General features: G+C 35.3%; 14 protein-coding genes and 1 tRNA gene. 6 read left to right on the top strand and 9 right to left on the bottom strand.

All coding sequences use genetic code 11. The features are described 5' to 3' along the window. The first annotated feature begins 39 nt into the window (after positions 1 to 39). Both PT603_RS12685 and PT603_RS12680 read left to right on the top strand, forming a co-directional pair. Positions 40 to 1,287: a 3-deoxy-D-manno-octulosonic acid transferase gene (locus tag PT603_RS12685; RefSeq protein ID WP_008237506.1), complete on the top strand. Its 1,248-nt coding sequence runs from the start codon at positions 40 to 42 to the stop codon at positions 1,285 to 1,287. Positions 1,288 to 1,321: 34 nt separating this feature from the next. Further along, entirely contained in the window at positions 1,322 to 1,702 is a 381-nt protein-coding gene (locus PT603_RS12680) for a hypothetical protein (RefSeq protein WP_008237499.1), read from the top strand. A 537-nt stretch (positions 1,703 to 2,239) separates the two neighbouring features. On the opposite strand, the gene PT603_RS12675 is transcribed toward PT603_RS12680, so the two are convergent. Beyond that, positions 2,240 to 2,321 (bottom strand) — tRNA-Leu (locus PT603_RS12675). Between the two features lie 109 nt (positions 2,322 to 2,430). After that, positions 2,431 to 4,716, bottom strand: coding sequence for a transglycosylase domain-containing protein (locus tag PT603_RS12670; RefSeq protein ID WP_008237498.1), 2,286 nt, complete (start codon positions 4,714 to 4,716; stop codon positions 2,431 to 2,433). Positions 4,717 to 4,899: 183 nt separating this feature from the next. Here PT603_RS12670 and PT603_RS12665 point away from each other — a divergent pair, with 183 nt between their 5' ends. Continuing rightward, on the top strand, positions 4,900 to 6,288 hold the full coding sequence (locus tag PT603_RS12665) for a dipeptidase (RefSeq protein ID WP_008237497.1): 1,389 nt from the start codon (positions 4,900 to 4,902) through the stop codon (positions 6,286 to 6,288). Positions 6,289 to 6,465: 177 nt separating this feature from the next. On the opposite strand, the gene PT603_RS12660 is transcribed toward PT603_RS12665, so the two are convergent. Further along, positions 6,466 to 7,668 (bottom strand): NAD(P)/FAD-dependent oxidoreductase, encoded by a 1,203-nt coding sequence (locus tag PT603_RS12660; protein WP_008237496.1) that lies wholly within the window; start codon positions 7,666 to 7,668, stop codon positions 6,466 to 6,468. A gap of 181 nt (positions 7,669 to 7,849) precedes the next feature. Here PT603_RS12660 and PT603_RS12655 point away from each other — a divergent pair, with 181 nt between their 5' ends. The 3 genes from PT603_RS12655 to PT603_RS12645 all read left to right on the top strand — a co-directional run bounded on the left by PT603_RS12655 (position 7,850) and on the right by PT603_RS12645 (position 10,785). Then, positions 7,850 to 8,218 carry a BlaI/MecI/CopY family transcriptional regulator gene (locus PT603_RS12655; protein WP_008237495.1) on the top strand — a complete coding sequence of 123 codons (369 nt, stop codon included), beginning with the start codon at positions 7,850 to 7,852 and terminating at the stop codon, positions 8,216 to 8,218. Next, complete coding sequence (locus tag PT603_RS12650; protein WP_008237494.1) at positions 8,218 to 9,573, top strand: M56 family metallopeptidase; 1,356 nt, start codon at positions 8,218 to 8,220, stop codon at positions 9,571 to 9,573. The genes PT603_RS12655 and PT603_RS12650 overlap by 1 nt, the downstream gene beginning before the upstream one ends. Positions 9,574 to 9,675: 102 nt before the next feature. Then, positions 9,676 to 10,785: a DUF4407 domain-containing protein gene (locus PT603_RS12645; RefSeq protein WP_008237493.1), complete on the top strand. Its 1,110-nt coding sequence runs from the start codon at positions 9,676 to 9,678 to the stop codon at positions 10,783 to 10,785. A 44-nt stretch (positions 10,786 to 10,829) separates the two neighbouring features. Here the strand turns inward: PT603_RS12645 and PT603_RS12640 are convergent, their stop codons facing one another. The 6 genes from PT603_RS12640 to PT603_RS12615 form a co-directional block, all read right to left on the bottom strand. After that, positions 10,830 to 11,402 carry a PhnA domain-containing protein gene (locus PT603_RS12640; RefSeq protein WP_008237492.1) on the bottom strand — a complete coding sequence of 191 codons (573 nt, stop codon included), beginning with the start codon at positions 11,400 to 11,402 and terminating at the stop codon, positions 10,830 to 10,832. Between the two features lie 88 nt (positions 11,403 to 11,490). Further along, a complete protein-coding gene (locus PT603_RS12635) occupies positions 11,491 to 12,315 on the bottom strand; it encodes a hypothetical protein (protein WP_155805523.1) in 825 nt (274 codons plus the stop codon). Between the two features lie 162 nt (positions 12,316 to 12,477). Continuing rightward, on the bottom strand, positions 12,478 to 13,728 hold the full coding sequence (locus PT603_RS12630; protein ID WP_008237483.1) for an NAD(P)/FAD-dependent oxidoreductase: 1,251 nt from the start codon (positions 13,726 to 13,728) through the stop codon (positions 12,478 to 12,480). 6 nt (positions 13,729 to 13,734) lie between these two features. Further along, positions 13,735 to 14,745: a 4-hydroxyproline epimerase gene (locus PT603_RS12625; RefSeq protein WP_008237480.1), complete on the bottom strand. Its 1,011-nt coding sequence runs from the start codon at positions 14,743 to 14,745 to the stop codon at positions 13,735 to 13,737. 3 nt (positions 14,746 to 14,748) lie between these two features. Further along, complete coding sequence (locus PT603_RS12620) at positions 14,749 to 16,332, bottom strand: aldehyde dehydrogenase (NADP(+)) (RefSeq protein WP_008237478.1); 1,584 nt, start codon at positions 16,330 to 16,332, stop codon at positions 14,749 to 14,751. 49 nt (positions 16,333 to 16,381) lie between these two features. Continuing rightward, a complete protein-coding gene (locus tag PT603_RS12615) occupies positions 16,382 to 17,284 on the bottom strand; it encodes a dihydrodipicolinate synthase family protein (protein WP_008237476.1) in 903 nt (300 codons plus the stop codon). Positions 17,285 to 17,308 lie beyond the last annotated feature (24 nt).

Below are 17,308 nucleotides of genomic sequence, written 5' to 3'. Positions count from 1 at the left end.
CATTGAATGAAAAGTTTAATTTAGCAAAAAAAAACCGTTGTGAACACACTATACAATTGGCTTATTTACCTTACTAGTTCAGTATTAAAAATTGCTGCCCAATTCAACCCCAAACTAAAAAAATTTGTTTCGGGTCGAAAAGAAGTAATGACATTCCTTCGCAAAAATATACAGAAAACAGATCGTATTATTTGGTTACATACGGCATCTTTAGGGGAATTCGAACAAGGACTACCATTAATAGAAACACTTAAGCTCAAGTACCCCTCCCACAAAATACTAGTAACCTTTTTCTCACCATCTGGATATGAAGTAAAAAAAAATAGTCCTGTTGCAGACATTATTACATACTTGCCACTAGACACTAAAAAAAATGCCAAAACCTTCATTCAGATTGTAAACCCTGAAATGGCGTTTTTTGTCAAATATGAGTTTTGGCCAAATTTTCTATATGAATTAAAAAAACATCAAATTCCTACCTATTTGATTTCAGGTATTTTCAGGAAATCGCAAATTTTTTTTAAACCGTATGGGGTTTTCACCAAAAAATGGTTACACACTTTTACGCATTTCTTTGTGCAAACACGAGAGAGCAAATCATTACTAAAATCCATAGGATTCAATAATACTACTATAAGTGGAGATACACGTTTTGATAGAGTCATAGAAATTTCACAGCGCAACAATAAGCTAGAATTTATAGAAGAATTCCTTAACAGTTCTAAATGTATTGTATTTGGAAGTTCTTGGCCTGAAGATGAAGCTATTTATTGTTCGTTTATAAACAATTCCAAAAACCAAACTAAATACATCATTGCACCTCACAATATAAAACCTACGGAGATAGACGCCTTACAAAAGCAACTTACAGTTCCCTCACTACGATATTCAGAACGAGAAGGTAAGACTTTATCAAATTATAATGTGATAATCATTGACACTATAGGCCTACTTACAAAAATCTACAGTTATGCCACTATTGCTTATGTTGGTGGCGGGATGGGCAAAACAGGCCTTCACAATATATTAGAACCCGCTGTTTTCGGAATACCCGTTGTTATCGGAAAGAATTATTCAAAATTTAACGAAGCTTTAGATCTGGTCAGCATGGGAGGTGTGATTTCTATCTCAAATGAAGTAGAGTTTAATCATACACTATCTACCCTTTTAAAAAATCATAAATACACTAAAGAGTTGGGAAGTATCAACTCAAATTACATCCAAAAAAACAGTGGCTCTACTAAAAGAATAACTGATTTTATTGAAAAAACAATACTATTTAAGTAGTTTTACTTGGCAACTTTACTTTATCGTGAAAAAGATGAAACGAATTAAATACAAAAATAAATTCCTTAATACTCAGCTATTTTTAGGATTTATGTGGATTGCTATCGCTTTCTTAATAGATTATAATTCAAAAATTGACTATATCTCATTACTAATTTCATTAATGTACCTTGGAAATTATTCTTACCTGCGTATTAACCAATATATCACTATAAACAACAACATCCTAACGGTTAATGGGTTCAGAAAAAAAACAATAAAATTGAATGAAATAAAACAAATAAAAAAGTTTGCAGGGGACTATATTATTTATGGGAATAAAGAAAAAATAACTATCGACACCGAAGTAATAGAACGAGTGTCATTAAAATGCCTCCAAAGAGAGTTGGAAAATTATCCAATAAACTGGGTATAATTCTATTAAAACCAAAAAACACGCCGGTTTTCCGGCGTGTTTGGCTAATTACAAATCCCCCAACTAATAATTAGCAACTAAAAACTATCTTATATCTTTTTAACTATAAACCCATATTAGTATACTTTTCCTATAAAACGTTACATCTTTTTTTTATTTTATTTTAAAAAAATAAAAATTAACATTTACGCTTTATTTCACTACTTGTCTATTTCCTTACGTTTAGTAAATCTACACCAGTCAAAAGTAAACCTCAAAAGCATTTCCCAATTACGGTTTTCCATAAAAAAGAAAATTTTATCCTAAAACTTGCATAACTGCATACATCATTTCCAACTGTATGAAAATATAAAAGGACTGTCAAAACAATCCTTTTATATCATTACCATTATGTTAACCTATCATTTTTAGGATTAAATCTCAAAAATCATATGTAAAAATAATTATAGGTGATATTTCTTTTATCCAGTTTTAGACGTGGTCCTTTACTATTAAAACAATATATAACAAAAAAGCCTCTCAATTTGAGAGGCTTTGTGCGGGTGATAGGACTCGAACCTACACACCTTGCGGCACCAGATCCTAAGTCTGGCGTGTCTACCAATTTCACCACACCCGCGTGCTCGTGATACTGTTTACAACAGTTTTGGCGTTTTGTGGGTGCAAATATAATGCAATTTTCGAATTAACAAATGCTTTTTATAAAAAAAACATCTATCCACTATTTTTTAATCGTCACTGCTAAAAATTGAGAAAAAACCTTTTCGCTTTTTCTTTGGCTTTTCGGGATTGTCAATACCAAATAATTGCTCTAAAAATGACTTAGGCTGCATATCCTCGCATTGAAGAGATAGTGCAACATCCTCTGAAGGTAAAATAAAACGAGCTCTAGTCACCGAATTATAGACTACATTTTTATTAAGTTGTTGTAAAAATAAACCAATCATTGGTAGGGCCGAATTCGCACCTTGTCCTATTGCTGTATTTCGGAATCCAATTCGATGATCATCATTTCCTGTCCATGAAGCCATTACAAGTTTAGGAGTAATTGCAACAAACCAGCCATCTTTATTATCTTGGGTCGTACCCGTCTTCCCAGCAATTTCATTCATAATGCCATAACGACTTCGCAATCGAGAAGCTGTACCTTCGTTTACAGTGGCTTTCAACATTTCAATCATAACCTGCCTTGTTTCATCACTAAAAGCTTCTGATTGATTAGTTGGTTTAGGATAAGACCATAATTCATTTCCAAATTTATCAGTAATACGCTCTATAAAATACGGTGTTGCAGGGATTCCTCTATTCACATATGAAGTATATGCCGTGGTTAGCTCCAAAAGAGTCATTTCAGCCGTCCCAAGTGCTAATGAAGGAACCTGAGGTAATGGGCTTTTTATACCCATTTTTCTTGCCTGAGTTATAACAGTATCTATTCCTGTTTCCATAAGTACTTTAACTGCAATTGTATTAAGGGAACGACTTAAGGCATACTTCAAAGAATAATCATATATCGAATCAAGGCTATCAACAGTACTGTTGGTTGGTGTCCAACCATCGTAGGCAGAATAAGTCACTTGTTCAGGAGAAAAATAAGTACACGGTAACATACCAGATTCAATAGCAGCAGTGTAGACAAATGGTTTAAAAGTAGAACCAACCTGTCGCTTACTCTGAACAACATGATCGTATTTAAAAGATTCATAATCAATTCCCCCAATATATGCCTTTACAGCACCAGACTGAGGATCTAGGGCCACAAATCCGGTATTTAGAAATTTCATATAGTGCTTTAGACTATCAATCACTGAGGCATTTAAAAGGGTATCTCCTTCCCAACGAAACAATTTTCTATCACTTTTATACTCAAGAGAATCCAAAATCTGCTTTTCGTGTAAACCATTTTTTTTCAATCGCTTATATAGTGGTAAATCTTTTATTTTAGATCGAATAAGGGATTCATTTCTAATCCATGGCGCATATTTCCCATAGCTACCTTCAAACACACGCTGTAATGACATCATATGCTTGTGCATCGCAATCTCAGCATACTCTTGCATGGTTGCATCTAAAGTGGTGTGAATACGAAGTCCATCCATATAAAGATCATACTTATCTCCATTTGGCTTTTGCAAATCTTCAATTAGCAATAATGCCTGTGTACGCACTTGCTCTCTAAAATATGGCGACAAACCATGATCATGATCAAACCTCTGATAATCAATCTCCAAAACTTCATTGGAAGTTAATTTAGCAAGAGAATCTGAAAGCAAGTCATATTTAACCATTTGTTGCAAGACTACGTTTCTTCGAATTGTACTCCTTTCAGGAAACAATCGAGGATTAAATGTATGAGATGCTTTCAAGGATCCAATAAGTGTTGCTGATTGTGCCAAGGTCAATTTTTTCGTAGTTGTATTGAAAAATTTCCTTGAAGCACTCTCTATTCCATATGTGTTGTCACTAAACGGTACAGTGTTAAAATAAAGAGTAATAATCTCTTCTTTGGAGTAAATACGCTCCATTCGCCTTGCAATAATAGCTTCTTTAACTTTATTTACAGGCATGGACAAAACACCATAATTCTTCCTCCCAAATAAGTTTTTAGCCAATTGAATACTTACTGTACTACCTCCCCCGGAGGATTCATTTTGCAGCAATATTGACTTCACCAAAACTCGACCAAGACTAAAATAGTCAACACCACTATGATCATAAAATCGAACATCCTCTGTGGCTATTAAGGCATCTATAAGGTGTTGAGGTAATTCCTCATAAGCAATGGGCATTCTGTCAAAAACAAAATATTTGCCAATAAGTTTCTCCTCCGCATCATAAACCAGTGTTGCTTGCGCTTGTTTAAGCTCCTTTAAATCATCTGTACTAGGCAACTTCCCCCAAACTCCACTGTATACCATAATTATAAAAATAAGAACGCCGAGGAAAAAAAATCCTATAAGGCCAATGGAATAAAGCAACCATTTTTTCCGAAATTGTATTTTCATTAGTTTCATTTTACTGATATCTTCTGGCTAATTATGCAAATACCATGCTAAGCATACGTTACTAACATAGCTAATTCTATATAAACAGACACAATCCATATATTTAAGGTAACGTTAAAATTAATTGTATGGTCTGTTTCATCTAGAAAAACGGTTCCTTTTTTGTACTTTTGAACAAATTCACACAACTTCATGGAAACAATCAATGCTTACATCGATCAGCATAAAGATCGATTTATCAACGAACTCATTGAACTTCTTAAATTACCATCAGTAAGTGCTGATTCTGCATTTTCTCAAGATGTACTAAATACAGCAGAAGCTGTTAAAAAAGCTTTGGAAGAAGCTGGTTGCGATCACGTAGAACTATGTGAAACTCCGGGGTACCCAATAGTTTATGGTGAAAAAATAATCGACCCTTCATTACCTACTGTTCTTGTATATGGTCATTATGATGTTCAACCAGCGGACCCTTTGGAATTATGGACATCACCACCGTTTGAGCCTGTTATTAAAGTAACTGATTTGCATCCAGAAGGAGCAATATTTGCTCGTGGTGCATGTGATGATAAAGGACAAATGTATATGCATGTAAAAGCCATGGAGTACATGACTCGCACTGGCAATTTACCCTGTAACGTCAAGTTCATGATTGAAGGAGAAGAGGAAGTGGGGTCGAGTAGCCTTAGTTGGTTTGTAGAAAGAAATCAAGAAAAACTAGCAAATGATGTCATTCTTATTTCAGATACTGGAATGATTGCAAAGGATGTGCCCTCCATAACCACTGGGTTACGAGGCTTAAGTTACGTAGAAGTAGAGGTCACAGGGCCAAATAGAGATTTACACAGTGGCCTTTATGGCGGTGCTGTAGCCAATCCCGTAAATATCCTAGCCAAAATGATTGCAGGATTACATGATGAAAATAACCACATAACTATTCCAGGATTTTACGATAAAGTTGAGGAGCTTTCTACTGAAGAACGCTCACAAATGGCCAAAGCACCTTTCTCTATTGATACCTACAAAAAAGCACTAGACATTGAGGATGTTTATGGAGAAAAAGGATACACCACTAATGAAAGGAACTCCATTCGTCCAACATTAGATGTAAATGGTATTTGGGGTGGCTATATCGGAGAAGGAGCAAAGACTGTTATAGCTAGTAAGGCCTATGCAAAAATCTCGATGCGTCTAGTTCCTAATCAAGATTGGAAAGAAATCACCGAACTATTTGCCAAGCATTTTACAAGCTTAGCACCTAAAGGAGTAAAGGTTGTGGTAAAACCTCACCATGGTGGCCAAGGATATGTAACACCTATAGATAGTATTGGTTATCAAGCGGCATCTAAAGCATATGAAACCACTTTTGGCAAATCACCTATTCCTCAAAGAAGCGGAGGAAGTATCCCAATTGTGGCTTTATTTGAAAAAGAACTAAAAAGCAAAACTATTTTGATGGGCTTTGGCTTAGATAGTGATGCGATTCACTCACCAAATGAACACTTCGGTGTTTTTAATTATTTAAAAGGAATTGAAACCATCCCATGGTTTTATAAACACTTTACAGAATTATCCAAATAACAAAAGTCGGCCTTAGAGCCGACTTTTGCTTACTAACCATCTAAAAACCATTGATTATGAAAAAACTACTTACATTGGGAGCTTACACTCCCTTTTTTGGTTTTATGGTGTAAAATTACTGCCTTGAGTTCATCAATACAGCAACTTTTGTTACACAAGTAGCATATGATTGTATTTTTATGGCAAATAGGACAGCCCGCGTTTGGTCTTCCACAAAAAGTATTTTTCTAATAATACCTTATTAATGTCATAAAATATATTGGGTAACATGATGGCAAAAGTCCGAGGCCTAAACAAACTAGTAGACAATAATAAAACCTCCTTTTTACCTGCATCCATAACGCAGAGACCTGGAATTCGACCCCATGCTTTCTTTTTTAATTTTGCTTCGCCTTTAGCCACACGTATTATGTTTTCTGCTACAATTTTCCCAGTCTCGTCTGAAGGATATCCTGTTTTAGGACTACTAAAAGGAACCTTTCCAGGGGTAAATGGCAAAGGCACATTTACAGCTATTCCGGCTGCCCATATATTAGAATAATCTATATGTCGATAATCATCTCCTACAGGTACATAACCAGTTGGTGTTGGACGTAGATCTGGTGAATTTGTCACAAAATCAACACCTATAAATGGAGGCATGAGCATTGTAAACTTAGAAGGAATAACTTCCCCACTAGAAAGTACTACTCCGTCTTCACGGGCCTCTTCTACCCCAACCTGAGTGCGGTAATGAATATTAAACATTTTCATAAATGATTTCAACATAGCTTCTCCCATCGGCATTCCATCTATTCCAAAATGACCCAAATAATCTTCAGGGGTTATCCAATAAAGATCAACCTTCTTGCGTATTTTCTGCTCCCGGAGCCATTTTTCTATGTTAAATAAAAATTCATAAGCGGCTCCCATACATCCAGCATTTTGTGTTGCTCCAATAACAATGGGCCCTGGACTCCTTTTAAACTCTTCCAATGCTTTACGCGTTTTCATAGCCCCATTAGGATTACCAATGTAATGAGTATATTCCTCTACTCCAGGCGCGACATCATATTTAACTTTAGGGCCAGTAGCAATAACTAAATTATCATAGGTAAACTCTCCTTTATCAGTATAAACTATTTGAGATTGAGGGTCTACATGTAAGGCTTCTGCAAGGACAAAATCAACACCTTTCTTTTTTAAAATAGCATCTTTCTTAAATGAAATATCTTTAATCTCTCTTCGTCCAAGTGGAACCCATATTAGGGATGGAATAAACAGAAAAACGGGTGACTTATCGATAAGTATTACCTTGTGTAATTCCTTTCCTTTACGTTTTATTTCTAGTGCGGCGGTCATCCCAGCGAAACTACCACCAATTACTACCGTAGTTATCATAATTAATACTATTTAGATGTTAAATACTCATTATAAAATTATAAGATAAAAACATCCTTTTCTGTAACTATAGTTACATATTAAGCATAATTTCAACAATTTACGAGATAAGACTTTATTCTATATTTGTAGAATAAAAAATTTATTCTACATTTGTAGAAAAATAAAAACCAAGATAAAAATGAAATTATCACGAGCCGAAGAAGAATTGATGAATTATATCTGGGAACGAAAAAAGGCCTACATGAAAGATTTATTAGATGCCTATCCTGATCCCAAACCTGCACTAACAACTATAGCTACACTATTAAAACGGATGCAAGAGAAACATATAATTACCTACAAAACACATGGAAAGGCGCGTGAATATTACCCCCTGATAAGTAAAGAGTCATATTTTGGGTCGCACATAAAAGGATTAATCAAAAACTTTTTCAATAATTCACCGGCACAGTTCGCCTCCTTTTTCACGGAAGAAACTCAACTATCAGAAAGAGAATTAGAATCGATTAGAGAAGTAATAGATGCACAATTAAATCATAGGAAATAATGGCCATATTTTTATTAAAATCAATCATCTGTTTACTAGTATTAACTGTATTCCATAAATACATCCTTCAACATGAAGCTATGCACCGCTTTAACCGAATATATCTATTGGCCTCCATTGTTGTTTCGTTTATAATTCCAATAATCCCAATAGAAATCACCAAAGTATCTAAAATTCAAGAAATAGCTCTGTCATCAGTATCCCAAACAATACCAAACACATTAACAAAAGGAACCAGTATCCAAACGGAAAACTTCAATTGGGAACTTTATTTAATGATTATTTATCTACTCATAACTTCAATTGTCTTTATAAGGTTCATTCGGAACTTACAATCTATATACAGAAAAATCAAAGACAATACACAAATTACATACCAAGGAGAAACTTTAATATTAATGCCTGAAAAAACAATTCCTTTCTCTTTTTTAAATTACATTTTTGTCTCTAAAAACCAATTTGAATCAGGAACTTTCCATGAAGCAGTTTTCATTCATGAACGAACTCATGTAAAGGAAAAACATAGTTGGGATATTCTTTTTATAGAAATTCTTCTTATTTTTCTATGGTTCCATCCTGGACTATATCTTACAAAAAAAGCACTAAAATTAACACATGAATTTATTGCAGACTCAGCCGTATTAAGGAATACACCTTTATTACTTTATCAAAACCTACTATTATCATTCTCATCAATACGAAGTATCCCCTTAACAAGTAGTCTTAATGAATCATCTATTTTAAAAAGAATAAAAATTATGAAAAAAAGAACCTCGACGTTTACCAAATGGAGTAAAGTCCTACCACTTTTACCTCTATTCGCTTTACTTGTATATTCACTTAGTTATAAAGTAGAAGCACAAGCTTATACCAAAAGTCAACTAAAAAAGCATGACTACATTAAAACTCAAAGCAATTACGACTTGAGTATCAGCATTAGTGCGGAAGGCATGATACAAAATAATAATACAAAATATTCCATTGAGGAGTTTCAAAAAGTAATTAAACTGCGGAAATTAAAAGAGTCATTTACTACGCAAATTACTGTGAATCCAGAAACGGCAATGAAACACCTGGCAGATATTAAAACAATGCTAAGAGATCATGGAGCCACAAAGATTGATATTATTACTTATAAGAAATCCATTGGAATGGAATCCAAAAACGAGACTCAAAAAACGGACACAGAAAAAAGAGGAACCCATGTCATAAATGGAAAAACATTTTTTTACATCACCAAAAACAACTTAACACAGTATTACGATACTTATGGAAATCCTGTCACAAATGAAGGCTTACCAATTCCAACTGTCATTCAATTCCCTTCGGATTTTCCTGATAAAATAGGTTGTTAAATTTAATTAAAACAACAATTTTAAAAAGTAAACTAATAAAAGCTGTAACATTCTGATAAAAAAAGCGTTATATAGACATCATCAATCTCAAAACCAATTCAAATGTTACAGCGTTTTTTCTGGATGTGCTCTGGGGCGGATACAGATATTTTAAATCAATGTCCCAAATCTGAACAAATAAAGCAAGCAGGTATAGGAGGTACTGTATTTTTTACTGCAGTTATGGCATTTATTGCAGCCACGTACGCCTTATTTACAATATTTAACAATTTATACTATGCTATATTTTTTGGAATTATATGGGGTTTACTAATATTTAATCTGGATAGATTTATTGTTTCTACCATTAAAAAAAGAGATCACTTTTATTCTGAATTACTGCAAGCAATTCCTAGATTTCTATTGGCTATATTAATCGCTATAGTTATCTCTAAGCCTCTTGAGTTAAAGATTTTCGAAAAGGAAGTAAACAGAGTACTTTTAGAGGAGAAAAATAATCTAACATTAGCTAACAAAGACTTACTAGCAAAACAATTTGCACCCGAAATTGAAAGGAGAACTTTAGAAATAGCGCATCTAAAAAATGAGGTGGCCTTGAAAGAGCAACAAGTTGAAAGTTTGTACCAAACATTTATTGAAGAAGCAGAAGGGACAAGTGGAACTTTAAAATTAGGAAAAGGTCCAGTATATCAAGAAAAAAGGCAAAAGCATGATACCATGTTAGCCGAGTTACAAGAACTAAGGACTTCAAATAACATAAAAATAATAGAAAAAGAAGAAGAATTAGCAGCTTTACATAAGGCCTACCAAATTAAAGTAAATGAAACCCAACCAATCATTGATAATTTTGATGGACTCATGGCAAGAATTAATGCATTAGACAAATTACCATGGCTTCCCTCTTTCTTCATCTTTTTACTATTCCTAGCAATTGAAACAGCACCCATTATTGCAAAATTACTTTCTCCAAAAGGAATCTACGATATACGAGTACAAGATGAAGAGGAATCCGTAATCTCTTGGACAGCTCAAAAAGCGACACAGCGAAATATACTAAGTGCCACAGATGCAATTATTAATGATAAAATATACGAAGATATAACCCAAGAAGAAGAATTATACAATTACAAACGCAAAAAAGCTAGAGAATTACTTCAAATTCAAGCTGATGCTTTCTATAACCAACAACGAAAAACCATATCAGAAAACTAAAATAAAGCATGCGTTACGCATGCTTTATTTTAGAATTATAATTTTTAGGCCTTCTTAACGTATTTAGTAAGGATTACAATGTGTTGACCATCTACCTTACCCTCAATATACTCTTGATTCGTATGATCCAATCGGATGTTACGTACTGTTGTACCCCGCTTTGCTGTAAGACTACTTCCTTTAACATCCAGATCCTTAATTAAAACAACACTATCTCCAGCAGTTAATTCTGCTCCATTACTATCTAGATGCTTCGGAGCAGCTTCTTCTCCTTCTCCAGTAGCACGTGCCAATGACAACATTTCATCATCGAGATACATCATATCTAATAAATCTTGTGGCCAACCTTCAGACCGTAAACGAGTAAGCATTCGCCAAGCTACAATTTTAACACTCTGAGCTTCACTCCACATACTATCATTTAGACATCTCCAATGGTTAACCTCGGTAGCATCAGGATTATTAATTTGATGTACACAAGTTGCACATGCCATTAAACTGTTATCGACACTTTCATGTAACGCAGGAGGAACTGTGTATACCATAAGGTTTTCCGTTGCCCCACATAATTCGCAGGTATCTTTACTTCTTTCTTGCAAGCTATTTAGTACAGACATTTCAATGTAAATAAGTTGATGTCAAAAGTACGTCAAATATTCTTCATCAGAAAGAAATCCAAGAACTGACTCAACAGTCCTTTTAAAACTAACCTTTAGATAATTCGGGAACCAACCTGTATAAATAATCAGAGTGATTAGGAAGAAAATATTTTTCCATTTTAGCTTCCATGTCCTTTCTTTTAGCTTCATCAGGCCAATGCTCCTTGTAAAGTTTGTCATTAGATTCAAACATTTTCTCTAAATCAGCCATTGACTCTACCACAAAGACCTCAATAAAATCTCTACTATTAGTTCCATATAAGTGAACATGAGGATAATAGGCCTTAATTAGATTATTTTTATGGAAAACATTTTCAATATACTCTTTACTAAGGGAGTCAAATTCATCAGCACTACCTCCTTCAGGAAAGGCCATATAATTTTTACGAACATAAAAGTAATATCGCTTTCCGTCTTCCTTTTTCAAGGATTTTGCTCCAGGATAAGACATAAAAATCTCATCAGAATGCGATCTGTCATAATAGGACCGTCTATTAGTGAAAAAAGCTCTTCTTTTCTCTACATCAGGCCAAGCTGCCCTAATTAATTCTCCATTCTTATCTGCTGCCTTTTCAATAGCATCCCATGAGTTATATACTGTTACATAAAGTAGTTCTGTATTGTCAGGGGTCATACTATGAAGTAAAACATTTGATGCAATAATAAGATCATTTTTTTGGATCACTTTATCGAGAAATTCTTTCTCCATAGCAACCCAATCTTCCATTTTAAAATCCTTTTTATCCATATTCCAATGCATTTTTTGCACTGAAATATACACAGGCTGGTACATCTCTTGACCAAAAACTTCAAGGGTCATGAAAACTGAAATAACGATGGCTATCATTAGCCGGGGGATTTTTACTTCCATAGTTCCAAATGATTTAGTTAGTATTTGTGTTAGTAATAGAAACGCGACTAAAAAATTTGGAGCAAATGTAATCCCGACAAATAAAAAAAGGAGCTGTGCAAATAACTGTATTCGAGTATCTTACAAAGATATGCAATTATCTTAATAGTTTAAGATATAATATTAAAATTTTCTATTGGGGTTAAATCCTTCCATATTCATTGCTAAAGGTTGCTTACAAATTAACTGCGAAATAAGTTTTCCTGTGCCTGGTCCCATGCTCCACCCCATCATTGCATGACCAGCACCAATATACAAATTATGGTACGGGGCTACCTTTCCAATATAGGGTAAACCATCAGGTGAAACAGGCCTCAAACCACATTGTGCATCATCCTTAGCTGCTTGTGGTATATGTAAATTATCATAATAGGACTCTGAAGCTGTTGCTATTGCATCCACACGTTCTTTGTGAATTTTATGATTAATCCCTGACAACTCCATAGTTCCCGCAAAACGAGTAAATGTATTCATTGGAGTAATTGCTACTCTTTTTTCTAGTAAAATTGCTGGATAATTAATACCTGTTGGACTTGGAACATTTATACGATATCCTTTACCTGCCTGCATAGATAACCGTAGCCTAAGTTTCTTTACAATTTCAGAGCTCCATGCCCCAGCAGTTAAAACTACTTCATCTGGATAGTAAGTACCTTTTGTTGTTATTATTTGAGAAATTGAATCCATGCCAATTTCAAAATCAACCACCTCTTCATTGATGTGAATTATTACTCCATTTTTAATTAAATATGCCTTTAATTTTTCCATGAATTCATTTGGCGTAGTGTGTACATCACATTCATAATGAACAGCTCCTTTAACGGAATCAGCTACCTTAGGCTCAATCTTTTTTAATTGTTGCAGATTTAATTCATTTACTTCAAGGCCTTCTCCTTTTGCAAGCTTTGAGGTATGAATTTCCTCTTCTCCCGCTACATCCGTTTTATACATCATCAAAATTCCTTTTCGCTCCCATTGAAATACCCCTAAATCTCCAGAATTGTATATATCTTGATATAATTCTCTACTAAATAAAGTAATATCCTTAATTATGGGAATAGCATACTTTACTTTATTTGGATTAGCAGATTTTTGAAAAAACCACAACCATTTAAAAAAATCTATATCCCATCGAGGTTTCATATAAAAAGGACTTGATGAATTAAACATCCACTTTAATCCTTGCGCAACCACTCCTGGAGCTGCTAATGGAATTATATGACTAGGCGACACATATCCCGCATTAACATATGACGCTCCAGCATCCATATTTGTTTTATCAATAACAGTCACTTGACACCCTTCTTTCTGAAGGTAATAGGCTGTACTAAGCCCAATAATTCCTCCACCGACAATAACTATGTGTTTACTCATTTGATATTAAATTACCTGAAAACCATATGCGTAAGGGTCATCTTCAGAGTCTATGATAATAGTATTGTATCCATATACCTTGGCCCAACCTTCTATGCTAGGAACTATCGCCTCCTTATTGTCTAAGGTAGTTACTTTTTCAATACGTCCTTTGAATCGACTTCCAATATAACTCTCATGTATGAAATCTTCTCCTTGCTTTAATTTTCCATTGGAGTACCATTGAGCCATTCGTGCAGAAGTTCCTGTCCCACAAGGAGAGCGATCAATAGCCTTATCACCATAAAATACTGCATTTCGAGCTGTAGCATCCGAACTCAATGTATCACCTGTCCACAAAATATGAGACACACCCCTTATAGTTGAATCCAGTGGGTGGACGAAATTATCAGGATATCTTTCATTAATTTCTTTGCGTAGGGCAGCACTCATTGTAATAAGTTGAGAAGCTGTATAATCTTGAATTCCTGCAAAACCTTGCTGAGGATCAATGATAGCGTAAAAGTTACCTCCGTAGGACACATCAAATGACAGTTCACCCATACCAGGGCAATTAACTTTACAACCAGAAGCTGCAAGATAAGACGGGACATTAGTAAGACAAACACCAGTTACCTTATTTCCTACTTGTTGATACTTAATTTCTACTAAACCAGCAGGAGCTTCCATCCTAATTCGACCAGGAATTTTAGGCGTTATCAATCCTTCTTCTATAGCAACCGTAATTGTTCCTATAGTTCCATGTCCACACATGGGTAAACAACCACTTGTTTCTATAAAAAGAATTCCAAAATCATTCTCGGAATTAGTAGGAGGATAAAGCATACTTCCACTCATCATGTCATGTCCCCTGGGTTCAAACATCAATCCTTTTCGGATCCAATCATAATGCATTAAAAAAAACTGTCGCTTTTCACTCATTGTTTTTCCTTCTAAAAAAGGAGCTCCTCCAGCAACTACTCTCACTGGATTTCCACAGGTATGTGCATCTATACAGAAAAAGGTATTCCGAGCCATTATTTATAGAATAGAATTTCTTGTTTTTTCATTGTTCACTGTACGCTCTATGCTAAGTGAGTTGTCGTTTTGTATAGCCAATGGTAACAACTTATCCGGCCAATTCTGATATGAAACCGGACGAACCCATCTCTTTACAGAGTGAATCCCTACTGCGGTGAAACGAGCATCCGAACTTGCTGGATAAGGCCCACCATGCATCATGGAAGGGCAAACCTCAACCCCAGTCGGCACTCCATTGAAAATAAGCCTGCCTACCTTTTGCTGTAGTACTTGCACAATATTCATATGGTTTTGCAACTCTTGCTGAGTTGCAATAATTGTTCCTGTAAGTTGCCCCTCAAGATTAGCAAGTACTTCTAACATTTGGTCATTGTCATTACATTCCACAATAATTGAAAATGGTCCAAAAACTTCATGATGCAATAAGGGATTCTTTAAAAACGTCTCTCCAGAAACAGCTAATAAGGCTTGGCCAGCTTGTTGTGGCAATAGCCCTTCTGATATGTTAACTAAAGGGACGACACCTACATTTTGAAGCATAAACTCCTTCCCTTTAGTAAAATTAGCATGAATTTGTGGATGCAACATAGTTCCAGCCTTATTAGTCTCCAATGTCTTCTTTAATAATTGAGAAAAATTATCCAATTCCTTCCCTTTGACAGCAATAAATAATCCAGGATTAGTACAGAACTGTCCAACTCCCAAGAGCATGGAATCTGCGTAGGTTAAAGCCCAACTGTCTCCTTGCCGCTTCAATTCCTCCGGAAATAAGACGACTGGATTTATACTTCCCATCTCTGCAAATACAGGTATTGGTTCCTTGCGTTGGGCTGCCAAATTATATAGGGTGCGACCTCCCTTAACACTACCCGTAAAACCAATTCCCTTTACTCCTGGATGAATCGCTAGCTGTTTACCAATTTCAATACTGCTACTATTAAGGTTGGAAAAAACTCCATTGGGTAAACCTAATAATTCTATCGATTTAATAACTGCAGACGCTACTAATGCACCTGTTCCAGCATGCATAGGATGGCTTTTCACCACCACCGGGCAACCTGCTGCTAATGCAGAAGCAGTATCACCTCCTGCTGTGGAGTATGCCAAAGGAAAGTTACTTGATCCAAAAACAACTATTGGACCTATTGGCATTAGACATTTACGTATATCCACCTTTGGAACTGGCTGCCTTAAAGGCAGGGCTGTATCTATTGTAGCCTCTACCCAACTACCTTCTTCCAGCATATCTGCAAAACTGTGTAGTTGAAATAGGGTCCTTGTACGCTCTCCTTCTGCACGTCCACGAGGTAGCCCTGACTCTGCCATGTATGTGTTTAGTAGTAAATCCCCAAGGTTTTCAATTTCCTTGGCTATAGTTCTTAAAAAGGTGGCTTTGGTTTTTCCATCCAATTTACTGTAGCTAAGAAATGCATCTGATGCCAAGACCATGGCACGTTCTACTTCAGCCTCTGTCGCCTCTACAAATTCCCAAGGATTCATTTCATTACTTACAGGATTAAATGTTTTAAACAATTTATTCCCCTCAGATGAACGGTTATTTCCTATAAAGTTATCGGTAATCATATGAATTAATTTTCCTAGTTAAGGTACAAATTTTTAAGATTAAGACAGATTACATAGATATAAAAGGACGTGATGCGAGTGCCTCATCAATTATTTTCATTACATGGCTTCTGGCCTCTCCTTCTAATGATAATCGTGGTGCTCTTACATATTCAGTCCCCAAACCTGTCGCCACTTCTGCCAATTTAATATTTTGCACTAATTGGGGAGTAATATCCAACTCCAATAATGGCATAAACCACCTATACAATTGAGTAGCCTCTTCTATACGACCTTGAGTTGCTAATTGATAGAGTTTCACCGTCTCTAAAGGAAAAGCACAGACTAAACCGGCCACCCATCCATGAGCACCAAGTAGCATACTTTCCAAGGCAATTGTATCCACACCCGTAAGTATTTGTAGTCGATTACCAAATCGATTAATTAAACGTGTTACGTTGGTAACATCTCTAGTTGATTCTTTAACGGCCTGGATGTTAGAAAACTTTAGAAGCTCTTCAAACATCTCCATTGTTATTTCAATTTTGTAATCAACGGGGTTGTTATATATCATTATTGGAAGGTTGGTGTTACTGGCTATTTCAGAAAAATACGCCACAGTTTCCCTTGAGGTTGCGTAATATCGCATTGGAGGAAGTACCATTAATCCACTAGCTCCATCTTCCTCTGCTTGCTTTACAGCTTGGACTGCACCCTTTGTAGATTGCTCAGCAATATTTAAGATAACAGGTACTTTACCATTACATATCTCAACTGCAGATTTTACCAAAGTGCTCTTTTCTTGCAGGGAAAGTGTACTTGCCTCACCTAAAGTACCTCCGAGCACTACTCCGGACACACCTGCATTCAGTTGTGCCTGAATGTTATGCGTAAACATTTTAATATCTAATAGATCATCAGCAGTAAATTTAGTAGTTACTGCAGGCATTACTCCTTTCCAAATAGTTTCCATAGTTTCAAATATTTATTCCAAAAA

The organism is Imtechella halotolerans (genome assembly GCF_028743515.2).
Lineage (GTDB): Bacteria > Bacteroidota > Bacteroidia > Flavobacteriales > Flavobacteriaceae > Imtechella > Imtechella halotolerans.
This window is presented reverse-complemented; position numbering and strand designations above follow the sequence as displayed.

Excerpts from the sequence above, each read along its gene's own strand:
- PT603_RS12680 (WP_008237499.1), top strand. The coding sequence starts at position 1,322 with ATGAAACGAATTAAATACAAAAATAAATTCCTTAATACTCAGCTATTT.
- PT603_RS12670 (WP_008237498.1), bottom strand. The coding sequence starts at position 4,716 with ATGAAACTAATGAAAATACAATTTCGGAAAAAATGGTTGCTTTATTCC.
- PT603_RS12665 (WP_008237497.1), top strand. The coding sequence starts at position 4,900 with ATGGAAACAATCAATGCTTACATCGATCAGCATAAAGATCGATTTATC.
- PT603_RS12660 (WP_008237496.1), bottom strand. The coding sequence starts at position 7,668 with ATGATAACTACGGTAGTAATTGGTGGTAGTTTCGCTGGGATGACCGCC.
- PT603_RS12655 (WP_008237495.1), top strand. The coding sequence starts at position 7,850 with ATGAAATTATCACGAGCCGAAGAAGAATTGATGAATTATATCTGGGAA.
- PT603_RS12650 (WP_008237494.1), top strand. The coding sequence starts at position 8,218 with ATGGCCATATTTTTATTAAAATCAATCATCTGTTTACTAGTATTAACT.
- PT603_RS12645 (WP_008237493.1), top strand. The coding sequence starts at position 9,676 with ATGTTACAGCGTTTTTTCTGGATGTGCTCTGGGGCGGATACAGATATT.
- PT603_RS12640 (WP_008237492.1), bottom strand. The coding sequence starts at position 11,402 with ATGTCTGTACTAAATAGCTTGCAAGAAAGAAGTAAAGATACCTGCGAA.
- PT603_RS12635 (WP_155805523.1), bottom strand. The coding sequence starts at position 12,315 with ATGGAAGTAAAAATCCCCCGGCTAATGATAGCCATCGTTATTTCAGTT.
- PT603_RS12630 (WP_008237483.1), bottom strand. The coding sequence starts at position 13,728 with ATGAGTAAACACATAGTTATTGTCGGTGGAGGAATTATTGGGCTTAGT.
- PT603_RS12625 (WP_008237480.1), bottom strand. The coding sequence starts at position 14,745 with ATGGCTCGGAATACCTTTTTCTGTATAGATGCACATACCTGTGGAAAT.
- PT603_RS12620 (WP_008237478.1), bottom strand. The coding sequence starts at position 16,332 with ATGATTACCGATAACTTTATAGGAAATAACCGTTCATCTGAGGGGAAT.
- PT603_RS12615 (WP_008237476.1), bottom strand. The coding sequence starts at position 17,284 with ATGGAAACTATTTGGAAAGGAGTAATGCCTGCAGTAACTACTAAATTT.